Annotated in this window: 16 protein-coding genes; 5 read left to right on the forward strand and 11 right to left on the reverse strand. The window is 63.2% G+C overall.

What is annotated here, in order from left to right:
* Positions 1-135: 135 nt before the first annotated feature.
* The 3 genes from ASE71_RS03500 (at position 136) to ASE71_RS03510 (ending at position 2,580) form a co-directional block, all read left to right on the forward strand.
* Positions 136-609: a CYTH domain-containing protein gene (locus ASE71_RS03500; protein WP_060517528.1), complete on the forward strand. Its 474-nt coding sequence runs from the start codon at positions 136-138 to the stop codon at positions 607-609.
* Positions 606-1,514 (forward strand): CHAD domain-containing protein, encoded by a 909-nt coding sequence (locus ASE71_RS03505; protein WP_060517526.1) that lies wholly within the window; start codon positions 606-608, stop codon positions 1,512-1,514. Before ASE71_RS03500 ends, ASE71_RS03505 begins: the two co-directional genes overlap by 4 nt.
* A 109-nt stretch (positions 1,515-1,623) precedes the next feature.
* Positions 1,624-2,580 (forward strand): rhodanese-related sulfurtransferase, encoded by a 957-nt coding sequence (locus tag ASE71_RS03510; RefSeq protein ID WP_060517524.1) that lies wholly within the window; start codon positions 1,624-1,626, stop codon positions 2,578-2,580.
* A gap of 3 nt (positions 2,581-2,583) precedes the next feature.
* On the opposite strand, the gene ASE71_RS03515 is transcribed toward ASE71_RS03510, so the two are convergent.
* From ASE71_RS03515 to ASE71_RS03535, 5 genes are all read right to left on the reverse strand, one after another.
* Positions 2,584-3,054 (reverse strand): hypothetical protein, encoded by a 471-nt coding sequence (locus tag ASE71_RS03515; RefSeq protein ID WP_060517522.1) that lies wholly within the window; start codon positions 3,052-3,054, stop codon positions 2,584-2,586.
* A 117-nt stretch (positions 3,055-3,171) separates the two neighbouring features.
* Positions 3,172-3,579, reverse strand: a complete 408-nt coding sequence (locus ASE71_RS03520) for a GFA family protein (RefSeq protein ID WP_063893522.1) — start codon at positions 3,577-3,579, stop codon at positions 3,172-3,174.
* 113 nt (positions 3,580-3,692) lie between these two features.
* Complete coding sequence (locus ASE71_RS03525; protein ID WP_034786995.1) at positions 3,693-4,469, reverse strand: MetQ/NlpA family ABC transporter substrate-binding protein; 777 nt, start codon at positions 4,467-4,469, stop codon at positions 3,693-3,695.
* A gap of 37 nt (positions 4,470-4,506) precedes the next feature.
* Positions 4,507-5,172, reverse strand: a complete 666-nt coding sequence (locus ASE71_RS03530) for a methionine ABC transporter permease (protein ID WP_034786999.1) — start codon at positions 5,170-5,172, stop codon at positions 4,507-4,509.
* On the reverse strand, positions 5,162-6,244 hold the full coding sequence (locus ASE71_RS03535) for a methionine ABC transporter ATP-binding protein (RefSeq protein WP_034787001.1): 1,083 nt from the start codon (positions 6,242-6,244) through the stop codon (positions 5,162-5,164). The genes ASE71_RS03530 and ASE71_RS03535 overlap by 11 nt, the downstream gene beginning before the upstream one ends.
* Positions 6,245-6,658: 414 nt before the next feature.
* On the opposite strand from ASE71_RS03535, the gene ASE71_RS03540 reads away from it, so the two are divergent.
* Positions 6,659-7,531: an NAD-dependent epimerase/dehydratase family protein gene (locus tag ASE71_RS03540; RefSeq protein ID WP_034787004.1), complete on the forward strand. Its 873-nt coding sequence runs from the start codon at positions 6,659-6,661 to the stop codon at positions 7,529-7,531.
* Positions 7,532-7,585: 54 nt separating this feature from the next.
* Here ASE71_RS03540 and ASE71_RS03545 read toward each other — a convergent pair whose 3' ends face one another.
* The 4 genes from ASE71_RS03545 to xylA form a co-directional block, all read right to left on the reverse strand.
* A complete protein-coding gene (locus ASE71_RS03545) occupies positions 7,586-8,953 on the reverse strand; it encodes a GH1 family beta-glucosidase (protein ID WP_060517520.1) in 1,368 nt (455 codons plus the stop codon).
* A 146-nt stretch (positions 8,954-9,099) separates the two neighbouring features.
* On the reverse strand, positions 9,100-10,281 hold the full coding sequence (locus ASE71_RS03550) for a Gfo/Idh/MocA family protein (RefSeq protein ID WP_060517518.1): 1,182 nt from the start codon (positions 10,279-10,281) through the stop codon (positions 9,100-9,102).
* A gap of 260 nt (positions 10,282-10,541) precedes the next feature.
* A complete protein-coding gene (locus ASE71_RS03555) occupies positions 10,542-11,594 on the reverse strand; it encodes a sugar phosphate isomerase/epimerase family protein (protein ID WP_060517516.1) in 1,053 nt (350 codons plus the stop codon).
* Between the two features lie 326 nt (positions 11,595-11,920).
* Complete coding sequence (gene xylA / locus ASE71_RS03560) at positions 11,921-13,231, reverse strand: xylose isomerase (protein WP_060517514.1); 1,311 nt, start codon at positions 13,229-13,231, stop codon at positions 11,921-11,923.
* A 142-nt stretch (positions 13,232-13,373) separates the two neighbouring features.
* Here xylA and ASE71_RS03565 point away from each other — a divergent pair, with 142 nt between their 5' ends.
* Positions 13,374-13,736 carry a nuclear transport factor 2 family protein gene (locus ASE71_RS03565; RefSeq protein WP_060517512.1) on the forward strand — a complete coding sequence of 121 codons (363 nt, stop codon included), beginning with the start codon at positions 13,374-13,376 and terminating at the stop codon, positions 13,734-13,736.
* 35 nt (positions 13,737-13,771) lie between these two features.
* Here ASE71_RS03565 and xylB read toward each other — a convergent pair whose 3' ends face one another.
* The gene (gene xylB / locus ASE71_RS03570) at positions 13,772-15,226 is read right to left on the reverse strand and encodes a xylulokinase (protein ID WP_060517643.1); all 1,455 of its coding nucleotides are present in this window, start codon (positions 15,224-15,226) and stop codon (positions 13,772-13,774) included.
* A 50-nt stretch (positions 15,227-15,276) separates the two neighbouring features.
* Positions 15,277-16,314 (reverse strand): LacI family DNA-binding transcriptional regulator, encoded by a 1,038-nt coding sequence (locus tag ASE71_RS03575; protein WP_034787022.1) that lies wholly within the window; start codon positions 16,312-16,314, stop codon positions 15,277-15,279.
* Positions 16,315-16,421: the final 107 nt, after the last annotated feature.

A 16,421-nucleotide genomic window follows, 5' to 3' on the forward strand; every position in this document is an offset into this window, starting at 1 on the left:
GACCCAAGGCGGCGAGAGCGCGGCTTTCGCATGTGAGGCAAGGGTAATATGCAACTTGCGACAAAGAGATGACTTGAGCCTTTGCGTGAAAGCGATAGGTTGAAGGCTGCGGGCCCTCGAAATGGCGGATTTTCCATGGCGAAGGAAATAGAGCGCAAGTTTCTCGTCGCTTCCGATGGGTGGCGAGAGCGTGCGGACAAGGGCATTGACCTCAGGCAGGCCTATGTCGTGACCATGGACGACCGCTCGCTGCGCGTGCGCATCCACGGCGACAAATGGGCGCGGCTGACCATCAAGATCGGCAAGTCGGCACTGGTCAGAAACGAATACGAGTACGACCTGCCGATGGAGGATGCCCGCGAGATGCTGACCCATGCGGTCGGGATCGTCATCGAGAAGAGGCGCTACCGGGTGCCGCACAAGGGGTTCACCTGGGAAGTCGACGTCTATGGAGGCGCGCTCAAAGGCCTCGTCGTTGCGGAAGTCGAGATGAAGCGCGAGACCGACATGCCGGCGCTGCCCGATTGGGTCGGGCAGGAAATCACGGGCGATCGCCGCTACTCCAACCAGTCCCTCGCCACAGAAGGACTGACGGAACCGCAACCATGACTTACGCCTTCGAACCTGGACGGCCTTTTTCCGAAGACTTCCGCACGATCGCCGCCGAACAGCTCACACAGGCGGTGATGACGCTCGAGGATCGGCCTGACGGGGTGCACGAGGCGATCCATGACGCCCGCAAGAATTTCAAGCGCCTGCGCTCGCTGTACCGTCTCGTCGCAGCGGACGTGCCGCTTTTTCAGAAGCATGAAAATGCGCGCATCCGCGACATGGCCCGCAACCTCTCAACCGTTCGGGACGCGGCCGCACTGGTCGAGAACGCCCATTACCTCAAGGCAGCCGCGTGCAACGAGGAGGAAGAACGGGCGCTCGACCATGTCTGCGAGCGGCTGACGACACGCCGGGACCGCATCACTGCAAGCGCGACCGATATCGAGGACCGCGTGGCAGCCACCATCGTGCGCTGCGAGCAGGCACTGCAGGCCCTCAGCCAAGTGACATTCGACGATCGACGCCGCAAGACCGCAGACCGGCTGACGAAGGGATGGCGGCGCACTCTGAGGCGGGCCAAGCGCGCCAGGCAGGCATGCAGCGAGACTTCGGAAGCCCCGGCGTTCCACGAGCTGCGAAAGCGGGCGCAGGACTACCGCATGCATCTCGGCCTGATGCACGCGGTCTGGCCTTCGGCCCTGCAGGCCAAGCGCACCGAGGCTAAAGCGCTGGTCGACACGCTCGGGCACCTCAACGATCTCGCGGTCATGACCCAGTTGATCAACGAGGATCCGGGGCTTGCCGGTAACAGTCAGGATCAGGCCCACCTCATCGCGGCCGTCATCGACCGACAGGGAAGCTTGCGCAAGCACGCTCTTGATCTCGCCGCCGAGGTCTTCCAGGAGGAACCGGACGACGAAAGCCGAACGATCCGGTTGCTCTGGCTCGACGCCGCGCGCTGATGTTTCGGCGAAATTTCGGCGGGCGGACCGACTGTCCGCGCCGCGACAGAGTGCCCCTGGGCCCCGCCGCGATTGCGCTTGCGGCGCGAAAGCTGTATTTGCACGGGCCATGACCGACATTTTCACGACCCCGCGCCCTGAGCCCCATGGTGAGACGCATGGCCAGTTTCTGGTGGCCGCGCTCTATCATTTCGCACGCTTCCCGCGTTTCGCCGATTTTCGCGAACCGCTGCAGGCCGTCTGCGACGAAAACGGCGTCAAGGGAACGCTGCTTCTGGCGCATGAAGGCATCAACGGCACGATCGCCGGCACGGATGCCGGCATCGCCGCGGTGCTCTCGTTCCTGCGCGCGCAGCCCGAATTCGGCGCACTGGAGCACAAGGAAAGCCGTGCATCGTCCATGCCGTTCCTGCGCATGAAGGTGCGGTTGAAGAAGGAAATCGTCACCATGGGCGTCGAGGATATCGACCCCAACAAGATCGTCGGCACCTATGTCGATCCGAAGGATTGGAATGCGCTGATCTCCGATCCCGAGACGATCGTCATCGATACGCGCAACGACTACGAAACCGCCATCGGCATCTTCAAGGGTGCGGTCGATCCGAACACCAAAACTTTCCGCGAATTTCCCGATTGGGTGCGCAACAACACCGGCCTGCACAACAAGCCGAAGATCGCCATGTACTGCACCGGTGGCATCCGCTGCGAGAAGGCGACCGCCTTCATGAAGGAGCAGGGCTTTGATGAGGTGTACCACCTCAAGGGCGGCATCCTGAAATATCTCGAGGAAGTGCCCCAGGAAGAAAGCCTCTGGGAAGGCGCCTGCTTCGTCTTCGACGATCGCGTCTCCGTCACCCATGGCCTCGAGGAAGGCGAGCACACGCTCTGCCACGCCTGCCGCCAGCCGCTGACCAAGGCGGACCTCACTTCACCGCACCACGAGGACGGCGTCTCCTGCATCCATTGCCACGAGGTCCGCACCGACGAGGACCGCGAACGCTACCGCCAGCGCCAACGGCAGATCGAACTTGCGAAGAAGCGCGGCGAGCGCCACCTCGGTAGCTGACAATCATAGCTTGATGTCGGGTTGTACGATCACCGGGCTTTCGGTTGGAGGAAACTTCAGAAGGATACTACCGATTCGGCGGCGTATCTGGATGACAAGTTCCTGACCAAAGTCGGATGGCGACCGTTCAACCACAACAAACTCTTCCAGCCGGCTGTTGTCAGTCGACCATATTGCCGGGCTTGAGAAGCCGCAGTGAGTGTCACCGCAGCTGACCATCAGCGCTCCGCCTTCACCGTCCCTATCCGGACGCAGACTCAGCTCCACACCTTTTTGATCGGTGAAGAGCAGGCAGGTCTTTCCATAATCGCATGCGACTTCAGCGTAAGAAAGAAGCTTACCGCCCAACGAAAATGCGTAGCGAACGTGAAACTTGCCCTCGCCAAGCGGCTCCGCAGCCCCTCTCTCCGTCGGCAGAAACATGGCAAGTGCCACAACAAACAACCGGCCAACACCGCTGTTTCTATATCTCATCTAAGCCTCGAATGGCGACATGGTTGCACCGCAATGAACACGACTCTGAGGCGTATTTGTGAGCACCACAATCTCAAGGGCAGTTTTCCAGAGCAACACAGCACCGACTTCCCCCTGTCAGCCCGGCAACGCCTCGCATTCCTCAAGTGCCAACGCACTGCGGTCCCATTCATGGCGGCTGCGGGTGAAAATGGCGTCGGTCGGGCGAAACGCCGAGGGGTCGTCGAGTGTGCCGGCATAGATCGACACACGCGGATCGTCCGGCGGGCCGGAGCCATAAACCTGGCTGCCGCAGGTTTCGCAAAAATAGCGGATCGAAGGATTGCCGTTTTCAGCGCGCGTCTCGTAGCCGCGGCCGGTTCCCGACATCGTCACATCGGCCCGCTCGAAGATCATGTAACAGCAATGACCGGTGCCTGTCGTGCGCTGGCAATCGCGGCAATGGCAGAAACCGGAAAAGAGCGGCTCACGGTTCAGCTCATACCGGATTGCACCGCAGAGACATCCGCCTTTCAAGACGCTCATGGTTCGTCCTCCTCGAAGTGCCAGGAGGATAGCCAAGCAAGCCATGCGGTCAAAGAAAAACCGCGCGCCGCAAGTTGCAGCGCGCGGTCCATGTTTCTCTTTACCAGAGACGCTTACCAGCTCGGGATCAGCGCGCCCTTGAAGGTGTCGTTGATGAAGGCCTTCACCTTTTCGTCGTGGTAGGATTCGACCAGGGTCTTCACCCACGGAGCATCCTTGTCGGCCTTGCGCACGGCAATCACGTTGGCGTAGGGCGACTTCTCGCCTTCGATCGCGATCGCGTCCTTTTTCGGGTGCAGGCCGGCTTCCATCGCGTAGTTGGTGTTGATGACGGCGGCATCGACGTCCTGCAGCGAGCGCGGCAGCTGGGCAGCGTCGAGCTCGGCAAACGTGATGTTCTTCGGGTTCTCGGTGATGTCGGCCGGCGTGACCTTGAGGCCGACCTCTTCCTTGACCTTGATCAGGCCCTTCGACGCCAGAACCAGCAGCGCGCGGCCGCCATTGGTCGGGTCGTTCGGGATGGCGATCGTGGCGCCGTCCTTGAGCTCGTCGAGGCTCTTCACCTTCTGCGAATAGACGCCCATCGGGGTGGTGATGGTGGTGCCGACGCTGACGATGTCGAAACCACGATCGGCGATCTGGTTGTCGAGATAGGGCTGGTGCTGGAACGAGTTGGCGTTGAGGTCGCCGTCAGCCAGAGCCTGGTTCGGGACGACGTAGTCGGAGAATTCGAGGATCTCGATATCGAGGCCCTTGGGAGCTGCGATTTCCTTCACCTTCTCCATGATCTGGGCGTGTTCGCCCGGCGTGACGCCGACCTTGATGGTTTCGGCGAGTGCCGTGCCGGCGGAAAGAGCGGCAATCGCTGCCGCGATGATAAGCTTCTTCATGGTCGTCTCCTTGTTCACGTTCAGTCTTGGGAGGAAATCAGGTCTTGCGGTTTTTCTTGTCGAAGCGCCGCGCCAGCCCGTCGCCGGCGCTCTGGACGAGCTGCACCAGCACGATCAGCACGATGACGACGACGAGCATCACGTCGGGCATGAAGCGCTGGTAGCCGTAGCGGATGCCAAGGTCGCCGAGCCCGCCGCCGCCGACGGCACCGACCATCGCCGAATAGCCGATGAGGCTGACGGCGGTCATGGTGAGCGCCAGGGTCAGCGCGGGCCGCGCTTCGGCGAGCAGCACCTTGAAGACGATCTGCATCGGGGTCGCGCCCATGGCGCGCGCCGCCTCGATCAGGCCCTTGTCGATCTCGCGGATCGCCGCTTCCACCAGCCGCGCGACAAAGGGAATGGTGGCAATCGTCAAGGGCACAATCGCAGCCTTCGTACCGATGGAGGTGCCGGTGAGCAGTCGCGTAAACGGAATGATGGCGACGACGAGGATGATGAACGGCGTCGAGCGCGTGGCGTTGACGATCAGCCCGATGATGCGGTTGAGCGTCGGCGCCGGGAAGAGTTCACCCTTGCCGCTGGTGGCGAGGAAGATGCCGATTGGCCCGCCGATCAGCGAGCCGATCAGGCCGGCGATGGCGACCATGTAAATCGTGTCGACCGTGGCCCCGCCGATGCGCAGGAGAATATCAGGCGACATAACCGAGCACCTCCGTGACCAGACCGTTTTCGACAAAGAAGCGTTCGGCGCGGCCGGACGTCTCGGCATCCGCGCCATAGGCGACGACCAGCGAGCCATAGGGCGCGCCGCCGATCTCGTCGATCGTGCCGGCGATGATGTTGACCTCGGCGCCGACAGACTTGATCAGCTGCGAGATCAGCGGCTTCTCGGCCGCAGCCCCGAAGAAGGTGAGCCGCACGACGGCGCGATCGCCGGCCGCGGGTGCAGGCTTCAGGGCGCGGGCGACCGCGTCTGGAAGCTTCGAACCCGGCAGCCCCGAGAGCAGCGCCCGCGTCGTCTCGTGCTTCGGATGGGTGAAGACGTCGAAGGTGTGGCCACGCTCGACGATGCGGCCATGATCGATGACGGCGACGTCTGAGGTCACCGCCTTCACCACTTCCATCTCGTGAGTGATGAGCAGCACCGTCAGGCCGAGATCGGCATTGATGCGCTTCAAAAGCTCCAGGATCGACTGGGTCGTTTCCGGATCGAGCGCCGAGGTCGCCTCGTCGGAGAGCAGGAGCTTCGGCTCGGTCGCAAGCGCCCGGGCGATGCCGATGCGCTGTTTCTGGCCGCCTGAAAGTTCGGCCGGATAGCGCCCGTGCTTGTCGGCGAGACCGACGAGATCGAGCAGCGGCCGAACGCGCTGTTCGATCGCGCGCTTGTCCATGCCGGATATTTCGAGCGGCAGCGCGACGTTTCCGAACACGGTGCGCGAGGACAGCAGGTTGAAGTGCTGGAAGATCATGCCGACGGAGCGGCGAAGGCTGCGCAGCGCCGCCTCGTCGAGCCCGCCGACATCGACGCCGTCAACCAGCACCTTGCCGCCCGTCGGCTTTTCGAGCCCGTTGACCAGTCGGATCAGCGTCGACTTGCCAGCGCCGGAGCGGCCGATGATGCCGGTGATCGAACCACGGTCGACGGTCAGCGAGACCTTGTCGAGCGCAGTGAAGGCGCCGCTGGTGCCGGACGCGGGGAAATGCTTGGAAACGCCGTCGAAGACGACGGCCGCGTCAGCCGATGGCGCGGCGTTTTGGGCGGAAACGCTCATCGTTCGGAATTCCCCGAATGAGGCGCAGTCGGAATGTGCGGGTACATAAGTGCTCTCGGATGTTCAAAACTCATGATCCCGGGCCTGGCCGGGATGGAACGCGCGTCTGGTCAGGCCGACATTCGACAACGCATTCGGAACAGGGAGCACTTCTCTAACATCAAGCAACCAGTCAGTTCAACTTTGCTGCCGCATGGCCCGCATGCGACATAATCTACGGGTCTTATGGAGAATTGCCACGCCCTTTCACAGGCATGATTTTTCCGAATTTGCCAAGCAACGGCAAAACCATGCTCTTTTGCTTCGCAACGCGCCGTCATCCCGCAAATCGCCATCTTGGAAATCCTTGCTCGGGCGGACTGTGTCCGACCGCATTTCATGCTAACGGGCAGGAACAGGATTATGAGGTGAGAAATGCGCATCGTCTTGACCGGAAGTTCCGGCCGCATCGGCAGAGCGATCTACAACGCGCTCGCCGCCGCCGACCATGACGTCATCGGCATCGATCGCGCGCCCTTCGGCACGACGGCCGTCGTCGGCGATCTCGTCGATGGCGAACTGCTGGAGCGCGCGATGGAAGGGACGGACGCCGTCATCCATACGGCGGCCCTGCACGCGCCACATGTAGACGCCGTCGCCGACCAGGAGTTCGAGCGCGTCAATGTGATGGGCACCCATCTGGTGATTGCCGCAGCCCAGGCCGCCGGCGTCGGCCGCATCGTCTTTACCAGCACGACGGCACTTTATGGTCACGCGGTCACGGAAGGCGGCTGCGCCTGGATCACCGAGGAGACGCCGCCGAAGCCGCACACCATCTACCACCACACCAAGCTTGCGGCCGAAGCTCTGCTCGAAAACGCGGCGGATCGTGCTTTGCATGTGCGGGTGCTGCGCATGTCGCGCTGTTTCCCGGAGGTCGCCGATCGTATCGCAAGCTACCGCCTGCACCGCGGCATCGATGCGCGCGACGTGGCTGCCGCGCATGTGGCAGCACTCGACAATGGCGGCCCGGCTTTTCAGCGCTACATCATCTCGGGCGAAACGCCGTTCCTTCCAACGGATTGCCGCCGGCTGGCGGAGGATGCCGCGGGGCTCCTGCGTGAGCGTGCGCCAAAACTGTCGCAGGCCTTTGCCGATCGCGACTGGCCGCTGCCCGCGACCATCGACCGAGTGTATGACCCGAGTGCTGCGATCGAAAAGCTCGACTGGAAGCCGCGCTACGGTTTCAAGGAAGTGCTGGCCCAGCTCGACCGGCAGAGCCTGGAAGTCCTGCCGGTCCGACGGTGAATTGACCGAGCCGCACGGAAGCGTTGCGAGCGGGTGAGCCCGCCCGCTTGAGCGTCAGATGTGGTTGCCCTTCGGGAACTGCTCGGCCAGAGCCTGGTACCACTCACCGCTCTTCTTGATGGTGCGGACCTGGGTGTCGTAGTCGACATGGACGATGCCGAAACGCATCTTGTAACCTTCGGCCCATTCGAAATTGTCCATCAGGCTCCAGGCGAAATAGCCGCGCATCGGATAACCCTCGGCGATCAGATCCGCCGTCACCGACAAGTGGTCGGCGATATAGTCGAGCCGCAGCTGGTCGTCGACAATGCCGTTCTCGACGCCCATGTTGTAGCAGGCGCCGTTCTCGGTGATGTAGCAGTCGGGCAGCTGGTAGGTCGCGTTCAGCGTCTTGACCAGGCTGCCGAGCGCTGGAGCGTAAACCTCCCAACCGATATCCGTCTTTGTCTGGCTCACCGGCTTGGCATTGATGGTTGCCGGATATTCTGCGCCCTTGGCCGGATCGGCACTGACCCGCATCGGCGTGTAGTAGTTGAGCCCCCACCAGTCGAGCGGCCGGGAGATCGTCTCCATGTCGCCGTCTTCGATCGCGGGCATGCGATGGCCGAGCGCACTCATGAAGCTTTCGGGGTACTCCCCCTTGAAGATCGGGCCGAAGAAGACGCCATTGTGGAAGTCGAAGGCGCGATCGGCGGCTTTCCTGTCGGCCGCGCTGTCGCTGCCCGGGTAGACCGAATGCGCATTGATGACGATGCCCGTAGGCAAGTTCGGCCGCTCGGAGCGGATGGCGTCGACGCCGAGCCCGTGCGCCAGATTGGTAAAGTGCAGCGCATGCAGGGCTGCGTCCATGTTGCGCTCGCCCGGCGCATGGATGCCATAGAGGTGGCTGAGCCACACCGAGCACCAGGGCTCGTTGAAGGTCGCGACCGCATCGAGCCGGTCGCCGAGGCGGGCGATCACGGTCTTGGCGTAGCGCTGGAAGGCATAGGCCGTCGTGCGGGCCGTCCAGCCGCCATCGCCCATCAGTGCCAGCGGCAGGTCCCAATGGTAAAGCGTGGCGAAGGCCTTGATGTTACGCGCCTTCAGGCCGTCGACGAGGCGGTCGTAGAAATCGAGACCCTTTTCGTTGATCGGGCCGGTGCCTTCAGGAATGATCCGCGGCCAGGCAACGGAAAACCGATAGGCATCGACGCCGAGGCTCTTGATCAGGTCCAGATCCTCGTCGAGCCTATTGTAGTGATCGCAGGCGACATCGCCGTTGTGACGCCCGAAGACACGGCCCGGCATGTTCGAAAAGGCATCCCAGATCGACGGCTTGCGCCCGTCAGCTTTGGTCGCGCCTTCGATCTGGAAGGAGGCGGTCGCCACCCCGAATACGAAATCGCCCGGGAAGCGCTCTGCCAGGATCTTGGGATCGGTCATATCTTTGTCTCGTCTCGTTCCGGCCCCGCTGCCAGCGGGACCTTGGTTTTTGGTTTGTAGCGGGCCGACCTAAATCCATGCCGGCAAATGTCAACTCGCGAAAAAGGGCGGGAAAGCCCCGCCCTTCCGCCGGTATTGGCCTGCGGCTATACCTTTACCCACGCCCCATTTCGTTTGGATGACTGTACGCAGGCGTCGACGAAGACCATGCCCTTCATGCCATCGTCGATGGTCGGGTAAGTGACGGCCGGATCGATCTTCTCGCCCTTGCGCTTGGCAAAGATGGCGCGCGCCGCCTCCGTGTAGATGTTCGCGAAGCCCTCGAGATAGCCTTCCGGATGGCCCGACGGAATACGGCTGACGCGGTTTGCGGCCGCACCCGCCCCGGCGCCGGCGCGAGTGAGCAGGCGCTTCGGCTCACCGAACGGTGTGTACCAGAGATAGTTCGGGTCCTTCTGCGTCCATTCAAGCCCGCCCTTGGTGCCGTAAACGCGCACCATCAGGCCATTCTCGTGGCCGGGCGCCACCTGGCTGCACCAGAGCAGCCCCTTGGCGCGCTCGCCGTCCTTCGCCTTGAAGCGCATCATCACATGGGCGTTGTCGTCGAGCTGGCGGCCGCCAACGAAGCTGTCGAGATCGGCAGCGAGTTCTTCGAGTTCGAGGCCGGAGACGAAGGCGCCGAGATTATAGGCGTGCGTGCCGATATCACCCGTCGAGCCGCCAGCGCCCGAGCGCGCCGGATCGGTGCGCCAGGCCGCCTGCTTCTGGCCCGACTGCTCGATGTTTTCGGTGAGCCAGTCCTGCGGGTACTCCATCTGCACCAGCCGCACCGCACCGATCTCGCCATTGGCGACCATCTCGCGCGCCTGCCGTACCATCGGATAGCCGGTGTAATTGTGCGTCAGCACGAACAGCGCATCGCTCTCGTCCGCCGCTTTCTTCAGCTTCTTCGCGTCGCCAAGCGTCGAAGTCAGCGGCTTGTCGCAGATCACGTGGATGCCGCGCTTCAGGAATTCCTTGGCCGCAGCGTAGTGCACATGGTTTGGCGTGACGATCGCCACCGCCTCGATGCCGTCTTTCAGCTTCGCCTCGCGGATCGCCATCTGCTTGAAGTCGGAATAGACCCGCGACGGATCGAGCCCGAGCTCTCGGCCTGAGCTTTCCGCCTTTTCCGGCGTCGACGACAGCGCGCCGGCCACCAGCTCATAGTGATCGTCGATACGGGCTGCGATGCGATGCACCGCGCCGATGAATGCGCCGGAGCCTCCGCCCACCATGCCGAGCCGGATGCGACGCTCGCGCTTCTCGCTCGTTCCTTCGATTGCCATGATCTTCTCCCCTGTTCGTTCCGTGTTGTTTGCTCGTTTCCTGGCGCAACGGATGCCCCTCATCCGCCCGCCGGCGCCTTCTCCCCGCACGCGGGGAGAAGGGCTCATGCCGCACCCGCTTGCGAAACCGCAGCAACAGCAGCCACGATAACCCGTGGTCAGCGGCAATCCACGTCCCCTCTCCCCGCCTGCGGGAAGAGGGCCAGTCCTCGGGTTAACCCGAGGAGAGCGGGCAGTCGCACCCTCAGGTCCTACCTGCCTCAGATACCGAGCATGCGCCGGTTGGCCGCCTCGTCCGTGCCAGCCCCGGCAAAGTCGTCGAACGCCTTCTCGGTCACGCGGATGATGTGATGCTTGACGAAATCGGCACCCTCGCGTGCCCCATCCTCCGGATGTTTCAGCGCGCATTCCCACTCGACCACCGCCCAGCCGGCGAAATCGTTGGCGGCCATCTTCGAGAACACCGCACCGAAATCCACCTGGCCGTCGCCGGGCGAGCGGAAGCGGCCGGCGCGGTTGACCCAACCCTGGTAGCCGCCGTAGACGCCCTGGCGCCCGGTCGGATTGAACTCCGCGTCCTTGACGTGGAACATGCGGATGCGGTCCTTGTAGATGTCGATATTGTCGAGATAGTCGAGGCACTGCAGCACGTAGTGCGAAGGGTCATAGAGCATGCAGGCGCGGGCATGGTTGCCGGTGCGCTCCAGGAACATCTCGTAGGTGATGCCGTCGTGCAGGTCCTCGCCCGGATGGATCTCGTAGCAGACGTCGACGCCACAATCCTCGGCATGGTCGAGGATCGGCTTCCAGCGCTTCGCCAGTTCATCGAAGGCGGTCTCGACGAGACCGGCCGGCCGCTGCGGCCAGGGATAGACGAAAGGCCAGGCGAGCGCGCCGGAGAAGCTTGCCATGGCGTTGAGGCCGAGGTTCTTCGAGGCCGTCAGCGCCAGCTTCACCTGTTCCACCGCCCAGGCCTGGCGTGCTTTGGGATTGCTGCGCACCTCGGGTGCTGCAAACCCCTCGAAGGCTTCATCATAGGCCGGATGCACGGCGACGAGCTGACCCTGCAGATGGGTCGAAAGCTCGGTTACCTCGACGCCATTGTCGCGCGCCGTGCCGGCGAACTCGTCGCAATAGGCTTTCGAGGTCGCCGCCTTTTTCAGATCGATCAGCCGCGCGTCCCAGCTCGGCACCTGCACGCCCTTGTAGCCGCAATCGGCCGCCCATTTGGTGATCGCATCCCAGGAATTGAACGGCGCGGCATCGCCGGCGAATTGCGCAAGAAAGAGCCCTGGCCCCTTGATGGTCTTCATGCTGATTTTCCTCCCGATGGAACGGCCGAAATTGGTGTTGGCCTTGTCCTGACAGCCGGCATGAAAGGCGATTGCACGCCTTTGTTTTCTCCCAGAACTGCCGGATCTGAAACGTTGCAGGCGCCGAAGCTAGCAGATTTTCAGCGAGGGGCAACAGCGCACGACCGGATTCCGAAAAGTTTTGTAATCGATTTCATTGCAAACGGCATTGGGCCAGCCACGGCACGCCCTTGCTGCAGAAATCCGCGACATCAACGATCGCCTCCCGTGCGCGTCGACGAAGAGAAAGGGCGCTTTCGAGGCGCCCTTTCGATATCCATCTCCGCTCAGACGTAGCGGTTGACGACGTTTTCGAGCAGCTCCTGCTTGCCGGACTTCGGCTGCGGGTTGAGGTCCGACTTCAGCACCCAGGCCTCGATCTCTTCCAGCGAGAAGCCGCCGTCGAGCATCTTCTTGGCTTCCGGCACCTGCCAGCCGGCATAGCGGCCTTCGAGCGGTGCGGAGAGCGCCTTGTCCTCGATCATTTTTGCCGCTGCCTTCAGGCCACGCGCGCAGCAATCCATGCCGCCGATATGGCCGATCAGCAGGTCCTCCGGATCGATCGACTGGCGACGCAGCTTGGCGTCGAAGTTCGTGCCGCCGGTCGCAAAGCCGCCGCCGGCAAGAACCTGGTAATAGGCGAGCGCCATTTCCGGCACGTTGTTCGGGAACTGGTCGGTATCCCAGCCGGACTGGTAGTCGTTGCGGTTCATGTCGATCGAGCCGAAGATGCCGAGCGCGTTGGCGAGCGCCAGCTCGTGCTCGAAGGAGTGGCCGGCAAGGATCGCATGGCCCTGCTCGATGTTGACCTTCACCTCGTTTTCCAGGCCGTAGTTCTTGAGGAAGCCGTAGACCGTCGCGACGTCGTAGTCGTACTGGTGCTTGGTCGGTTCCTGTGGCTTCGGCTCGATCAGGATGGCGCCCTTGAAGCCGATCTTGTGCTTGTACTCGACGACGAGGTTGACGAAACGGCCGAGCTGGTCGAGCTCGCGCTTCATGTCGGTGTTGAGCAGCGTCTCGTAGCCTTCACGACCGCCCCAGAGCACGTAGTTCTGGCCGCCGAGGCGCTTGGTGGCGTCAAGGCAGGTTTTCACCGTCGCGGCTGCGAACGCGAAGACATCCGGATCCGGATTGGTCGCCGCACCCGACATGTAGCGCCGGTTGGAGAAGAGGTTCGCCGTGCCCCACAGCAGGTTGACACCGGTCTCGGCCTGCTTCTTTTCGAAGTAGTCGACGATCTCGTTGAGGTTCTTCGTGTTCTCGACGAAGCTTTTGCCTTCCGGGCGCACGTCGGCATCGTGGAAGCAATAGAACGGCACGCCGAGCAGGTCGAAGAATTCGAAGGCGACGTCGGCCTTCAGCTTGGCCGCAGCCATGTCGTCCTTGAACCAGGGACGTTCGAAGGTCTGTCCGCCGAAGGGGTCGCCGCCCGGCCAGACGAAGGTGTGCCAGTAGGCAACCGCGAAGCGCAGGTGATCTTCCATGCGCTTGCCGAGCACAACCTCGTCCTTGTTGTAATGGCGGAAGGCGAGCGGGTTGGCGCTATCCGGTCCTTCATATCTGATCTTGGCGATATCGCCGAAAAAGCCAGTGCTCACGGGTCTTGCTCCTCTTTCAAGAGTGGTGTCGGCCGGCGTCGCCCATGCGATAGGCGCGGCCATTACGTGGAAGGTAATTGGTTTCATTCCCTCGTCCGGCGATACCGGAGGCATCGAAACGCCAAACGAAAGGAACACTTCGATGCACGACTTCAACGCCATCGCTAGAGCCTACATCGCCGCCTGGAACACGACCGACGCCGCAAGCCGCGCCGGCCAGATCGAGAAGGCCTTCACCGCCGACGTCGCCTATCGCGACCCGATCATGCAGGGCGACGGCCATGCCGGCGTGGATGCGCTCATTGCCGGCGTGCACGGACAGTTCCCCGGCTTCCGCTTCACGCTGAAGGGTGCCGCCGACGGTTACGCCGACACGATCCGCTTTTCCTGGGCACTCGGTCCGGACGGCGTTCCCTCTGTCATCGAAGGCACCGATGTCTGCCAGATCGAAAATGGTCTCCTGAAGCCGGTCACCGGTTTCCTCGACAAGGTTCCGGTCCGCTGAGCACGCGGCGGCGGATCGAGACAGGGGGCGCCGCATCACAACACGGCGCCCTTGATCGCCGGATAGAGCCGGCGGTAGCGCTGGTAGCTCGCCTCATAGGCCGAAACCAGCGACGCTTCCGGCGCAATGGTCTCGGCCGTCTGTGGGGCGTAGCAGGTGACAACGGGATCGGCACCGGCCGCGGCGATGAGGCCAAGGCGGGCCGCCCCGAAGGCAGCACCGAAATCGCCGTCGGCGGGCAGATCGACCGGTAGGTTGAGCGCCGTGGCGATCGATTTGAGCCAGTAGCGCGAGCGCGAACCACCACCGATCGCCGTCACCCGAGAAAGCGTCGTGCCGGCGGCGCGCAAGGCTTCCAGGCTGTCGCGAATGGCGAAGGACACGCCCTCCATCACCGCCTGGGTCAGTACCACCCGGCCGCTCTCATGGCCAAGCCCGACAAAGGCGCCACGGATCGCCGCGTCATTGTGCGGCGTGCGCTCGCCCGACAGATAGGGAAGGAAAGTGACGCCCGAAGGCGCCTTCAGATGATCGCCGAGTTCGGCGCTCAGGTCGGCAGCACTGCGGCCGGCGATGCCGGAGTACCAGTTCAGCGCATCGGTCGCCGACAGGATGACGCCCATCTGGTGCCAGGTATTCGGCAGCGCGTGGCAGAAGGCATGCACGGCGCTTTCCGGATTGGGCAAGTAGCTTGCATTCGCCGCGAAGAGAACACCCGAGGTACCGAGCGAGACGAAGGCATTGCCCTCGCCGACCGTGCCCATGCCACAGGCAGAAGCCGCATTGTCGCCTGCACCGCCGGCAACCACGACGTCACCCGAAATGCCCCAGCGCGCGGCCAGTTCCGAACGCAGCTTCCCGGCCGCATCGGTTCCCTCGACCAGGCTCGGCATCTGCTTTTCGTCCATGTCGGTGGCGGCAAGCAGGCTTTCCGACCACTGCCGCTTGCCGGTATCGAGCCAGGCAGTGCCGGCGCTGTCGGACATTTCCGACATGTGCTCGCCGGTCAGCCACAGGCGCAGATAATCCTTCGGCAGCAGCACCCAGCACACCTTGGCGAAGATGTCGGGCTCGTTGGCCCGCACCCAGGCAAGCTTCGGTGCGGTGAAGCCGGGGAAGACGATGTTGCCGGTGATGGCGCGGAACTGCGGGTCCGCATCGAGCGCTGCCGCCTCTCGGAAGCTGCGGGTGTCGTTCCAGAGGATGCAGGGCCGAAGCACCCGGTCGTCGGCATCAAGCAGCGTCGCACCGTGCATCTGGCCGGAAAGGCCGATACCGCGCACCGCCGAAAGCTCCGCCGGGTGTGCCGCCTTCAGCCCGGCAATTGCCTCTTCGGTGGCGCGCACCCAATCAGCCGGGTCCTGTTCCGACCAGCCGGGATGCGGCCGCGAGACGTCGAGCGCGCCGGAGGCCGAACCGACGATGCGCTGGCCGCCATCGATCAACATTGCCTTGACGCCCGAGGTGCCGAGATCCAGTCCGAGATACATGCTTGCCTCCATTGAGCAATTCTTCGAAAGAACTGCGTAAATTCAAAGCGCTACGCCGGATCGACCGGCAGGTTGTCCTTCAGGAAAATTTCGATGCGGATGCGCTCCTGCGCCCCGATCACCGAAAGGCCGTCGGCTCGGGCCTTCAGCACCCGGATGGCGCTGCGCACCTCATGGCCGCCGTCCTGATTGAGGAGAGCGTCGAGCGTGCCGGAAAGAAGTGCCGCGCGGCTGTGCGGCGTCAGTTCATGGGCGATGGCGCAGACAGCCTTTTCGCGACCTGCCTTTTCCAGTGCCGCGATCAGGCCGCGATTGCCGGCGCCGAGACTGTAGATGCCGGCAAGCTCCGGTTGATCGGCGAGAAGGTTGGAGACGAGGCGATCGACCTCGGCCGGATCGTCATGGCCTTCGACGACGGGCAGCAGCCGGCGGCCAGGCGCACTTTCTGCCATGGCTGCGCCAAAGCCTTCGAGACGGTCGCGATGGTCGCGCACCAGCATCGAGCCGGCTACGATCGCCACCGGGCCGTTTCGGCCACCGAGGAAACGCCCCATCAGGGTGCCGGCGGTCCGGCCGGCGGCAACGTTGTCGACACCGGCGAAATGATCGCGCGACGACCCCGGCAGGTCGGAAACCAACGTCACGACGGCGACGCCGTCTTCACGCAGCGCATCTACCGCACTGACGACCTCGGGCGCATCGATCGCAACGACCGCGACGCCGGCCGGGTCAAGCGCCCGCGCTTTATGAAGCGCTGCAGCTAACGCTTCCGGGTCGAAGGCCGGCACGGAAAAGACCGTGATCGCCGTGCGCTCGACTGCCGAGCGCGCCTTCGCCGCCTCCACCTCGGCCGCAAGGCCGCGCATGAAGGTGTTGTCGCCCTCTGGCAGGATGAAGACCAGCGGGTAGATCCGGCTCTTGGCGAGGTTGGCGGCGGCGACGTCGCGCACATAGCCGAGCGCTTCGATGGCGCGCTCGACCTTGTCGCGGGTGACACCACGCACGCCCGGCCGGTTGTTCAAAACCCGGTCGACCGTCGCGAGGCTGACCCCGGCTCTAGCAGCGATATCGTGAACTGTCGGGCGCATGTTTTCCTCCGGGTTCTGCCTTTAGATGAATTTCTGATGTACGTAAATCAAAAATCCGCAAGACGCGGGAAATGGAGCGCCGCCCCGCTATCCAGAAACAGGGAATT

The sequence above is a fragment of the Ensifer sp. Root954 genome (assembly GCF_001429005.1).
GTDB classification, from domain to species: domain Bacteria; phylum Pseudomonadota; class Alphaproteobacteria; order Rhizobiales; family Rhizobiaceae; genus Ensifer; species Ensifer adhaerens.

Excerpts from the sequence above, each read along its gene's own strand:
- ASE71_RS03535 (WP_034787001.1), bottom strand. The coding sequence starts at position 6,244 with ATGAGCGTTTCCGCCCAAAACGCCGCGCCATCGGCTGACGCGGCCGTC.
- ASE71_RS03525 (WP_034786995.1), bottom strand. The coding sequence starts at position 4,469 with ATGAAGAAGCTTATCATCGCGGCAGCGATTGCCGCTCTTTCCGCCGGC.
- xylB (WP_060517643.1), bottom strand. The coding sequence starts at position 15,226 with ATGTATCTCGGACTGGATCTCGGCACCTCGGGCGTCAAGGCAATGTTG.
- ASE71_RS03540 (WP_034787004.1), top strand. The coding sequence starts at position 6,659 with ATGCGCATCGTCTTGACCGGAAGTTCCGGCCGCATCGGCAGAGCGATC.
- ASE71_RS03555 (WP_060517516.1), bottom strand. The coding sequence starts at position 11,594 with ATGAAGACCATCAAGGGGCCAGGGCTCTTTCTTGCGCAATTCGCCGGC.
- ASE71_RS03510 (WP_060517524.1), top strand. The coding sequence starts at position 1,624 with ATGACCGACATTTTCACGACCCCGCGCCCTGAGCCCCATGGTGAGACG.
- ASE71_RS03565 (WP_060517512.1), top strand. The coding sequence starts at position 13,374 with ATGCACGACTTCAACGCCATCGCTAGAGCCTACATCGCCGCCTGGAAC.
- ASE71_RS03505 (WP_060517526.1), top strand. The coding sequence starts at position 606 with ATGACTTACGCCTTCGAACCTGGACGGCCTTTTTCCGAAGACTTCCGC.
- ASE71_RS03520 (WP_063893522.1), bottom strand. The coding sequence starts at position 3,579 with ATGAGCGTCTTGAAAGGCGGATGTCTCTGCGGTGCAATCCGGTATGAG.
- ASE71_RS03545 (WP_060517520.1), bottom strand. The coding sequence starts at position 8,953 with ATGACCGATCCCAAGATCCTGGCAGAGCGCTTCCCGGGCGATTTCGTA.
- ASE71_RS03530 (WP_034786999.1), bottom strand. The coding sequence starts at position 5,172 with ATGTCGCCTGATATTCTCCTGCGCATCGGCGGGGCCACGGTCGACACG.
- ASE71_RS03500 (WP_060517528.1), top strand. The coding sequence starts at position 136 with ATGGCGAAGGAAATAGAGCGCAAGTTTCTCGTCGCTTCCGATGGGTGG.
- ASE71_RS03550 (WP_060517518.1), bottom strand. The coding sequence starts at position 10,281 with ATGGCAATCGAAGGAACGAGCGAGAAGCGCGAGCGTCGCATCCGGCTC.
- ASE71_RS03575 (WP_034787022.1), bottom strand. The coding sequence starts at position 16,314 with ATGCGCCCGACAGTTCACGATATCGCTGCTAGAGCCGGGGTCAGCCTC.
- ASE71_RS03515 (WP_060517522.1), bottom strand. The coding sequence starts at position 3,054 with ATGAGATATAGAAACAGCGGTGTTGGCCGGTTGTTTGTTGTGGCACTT.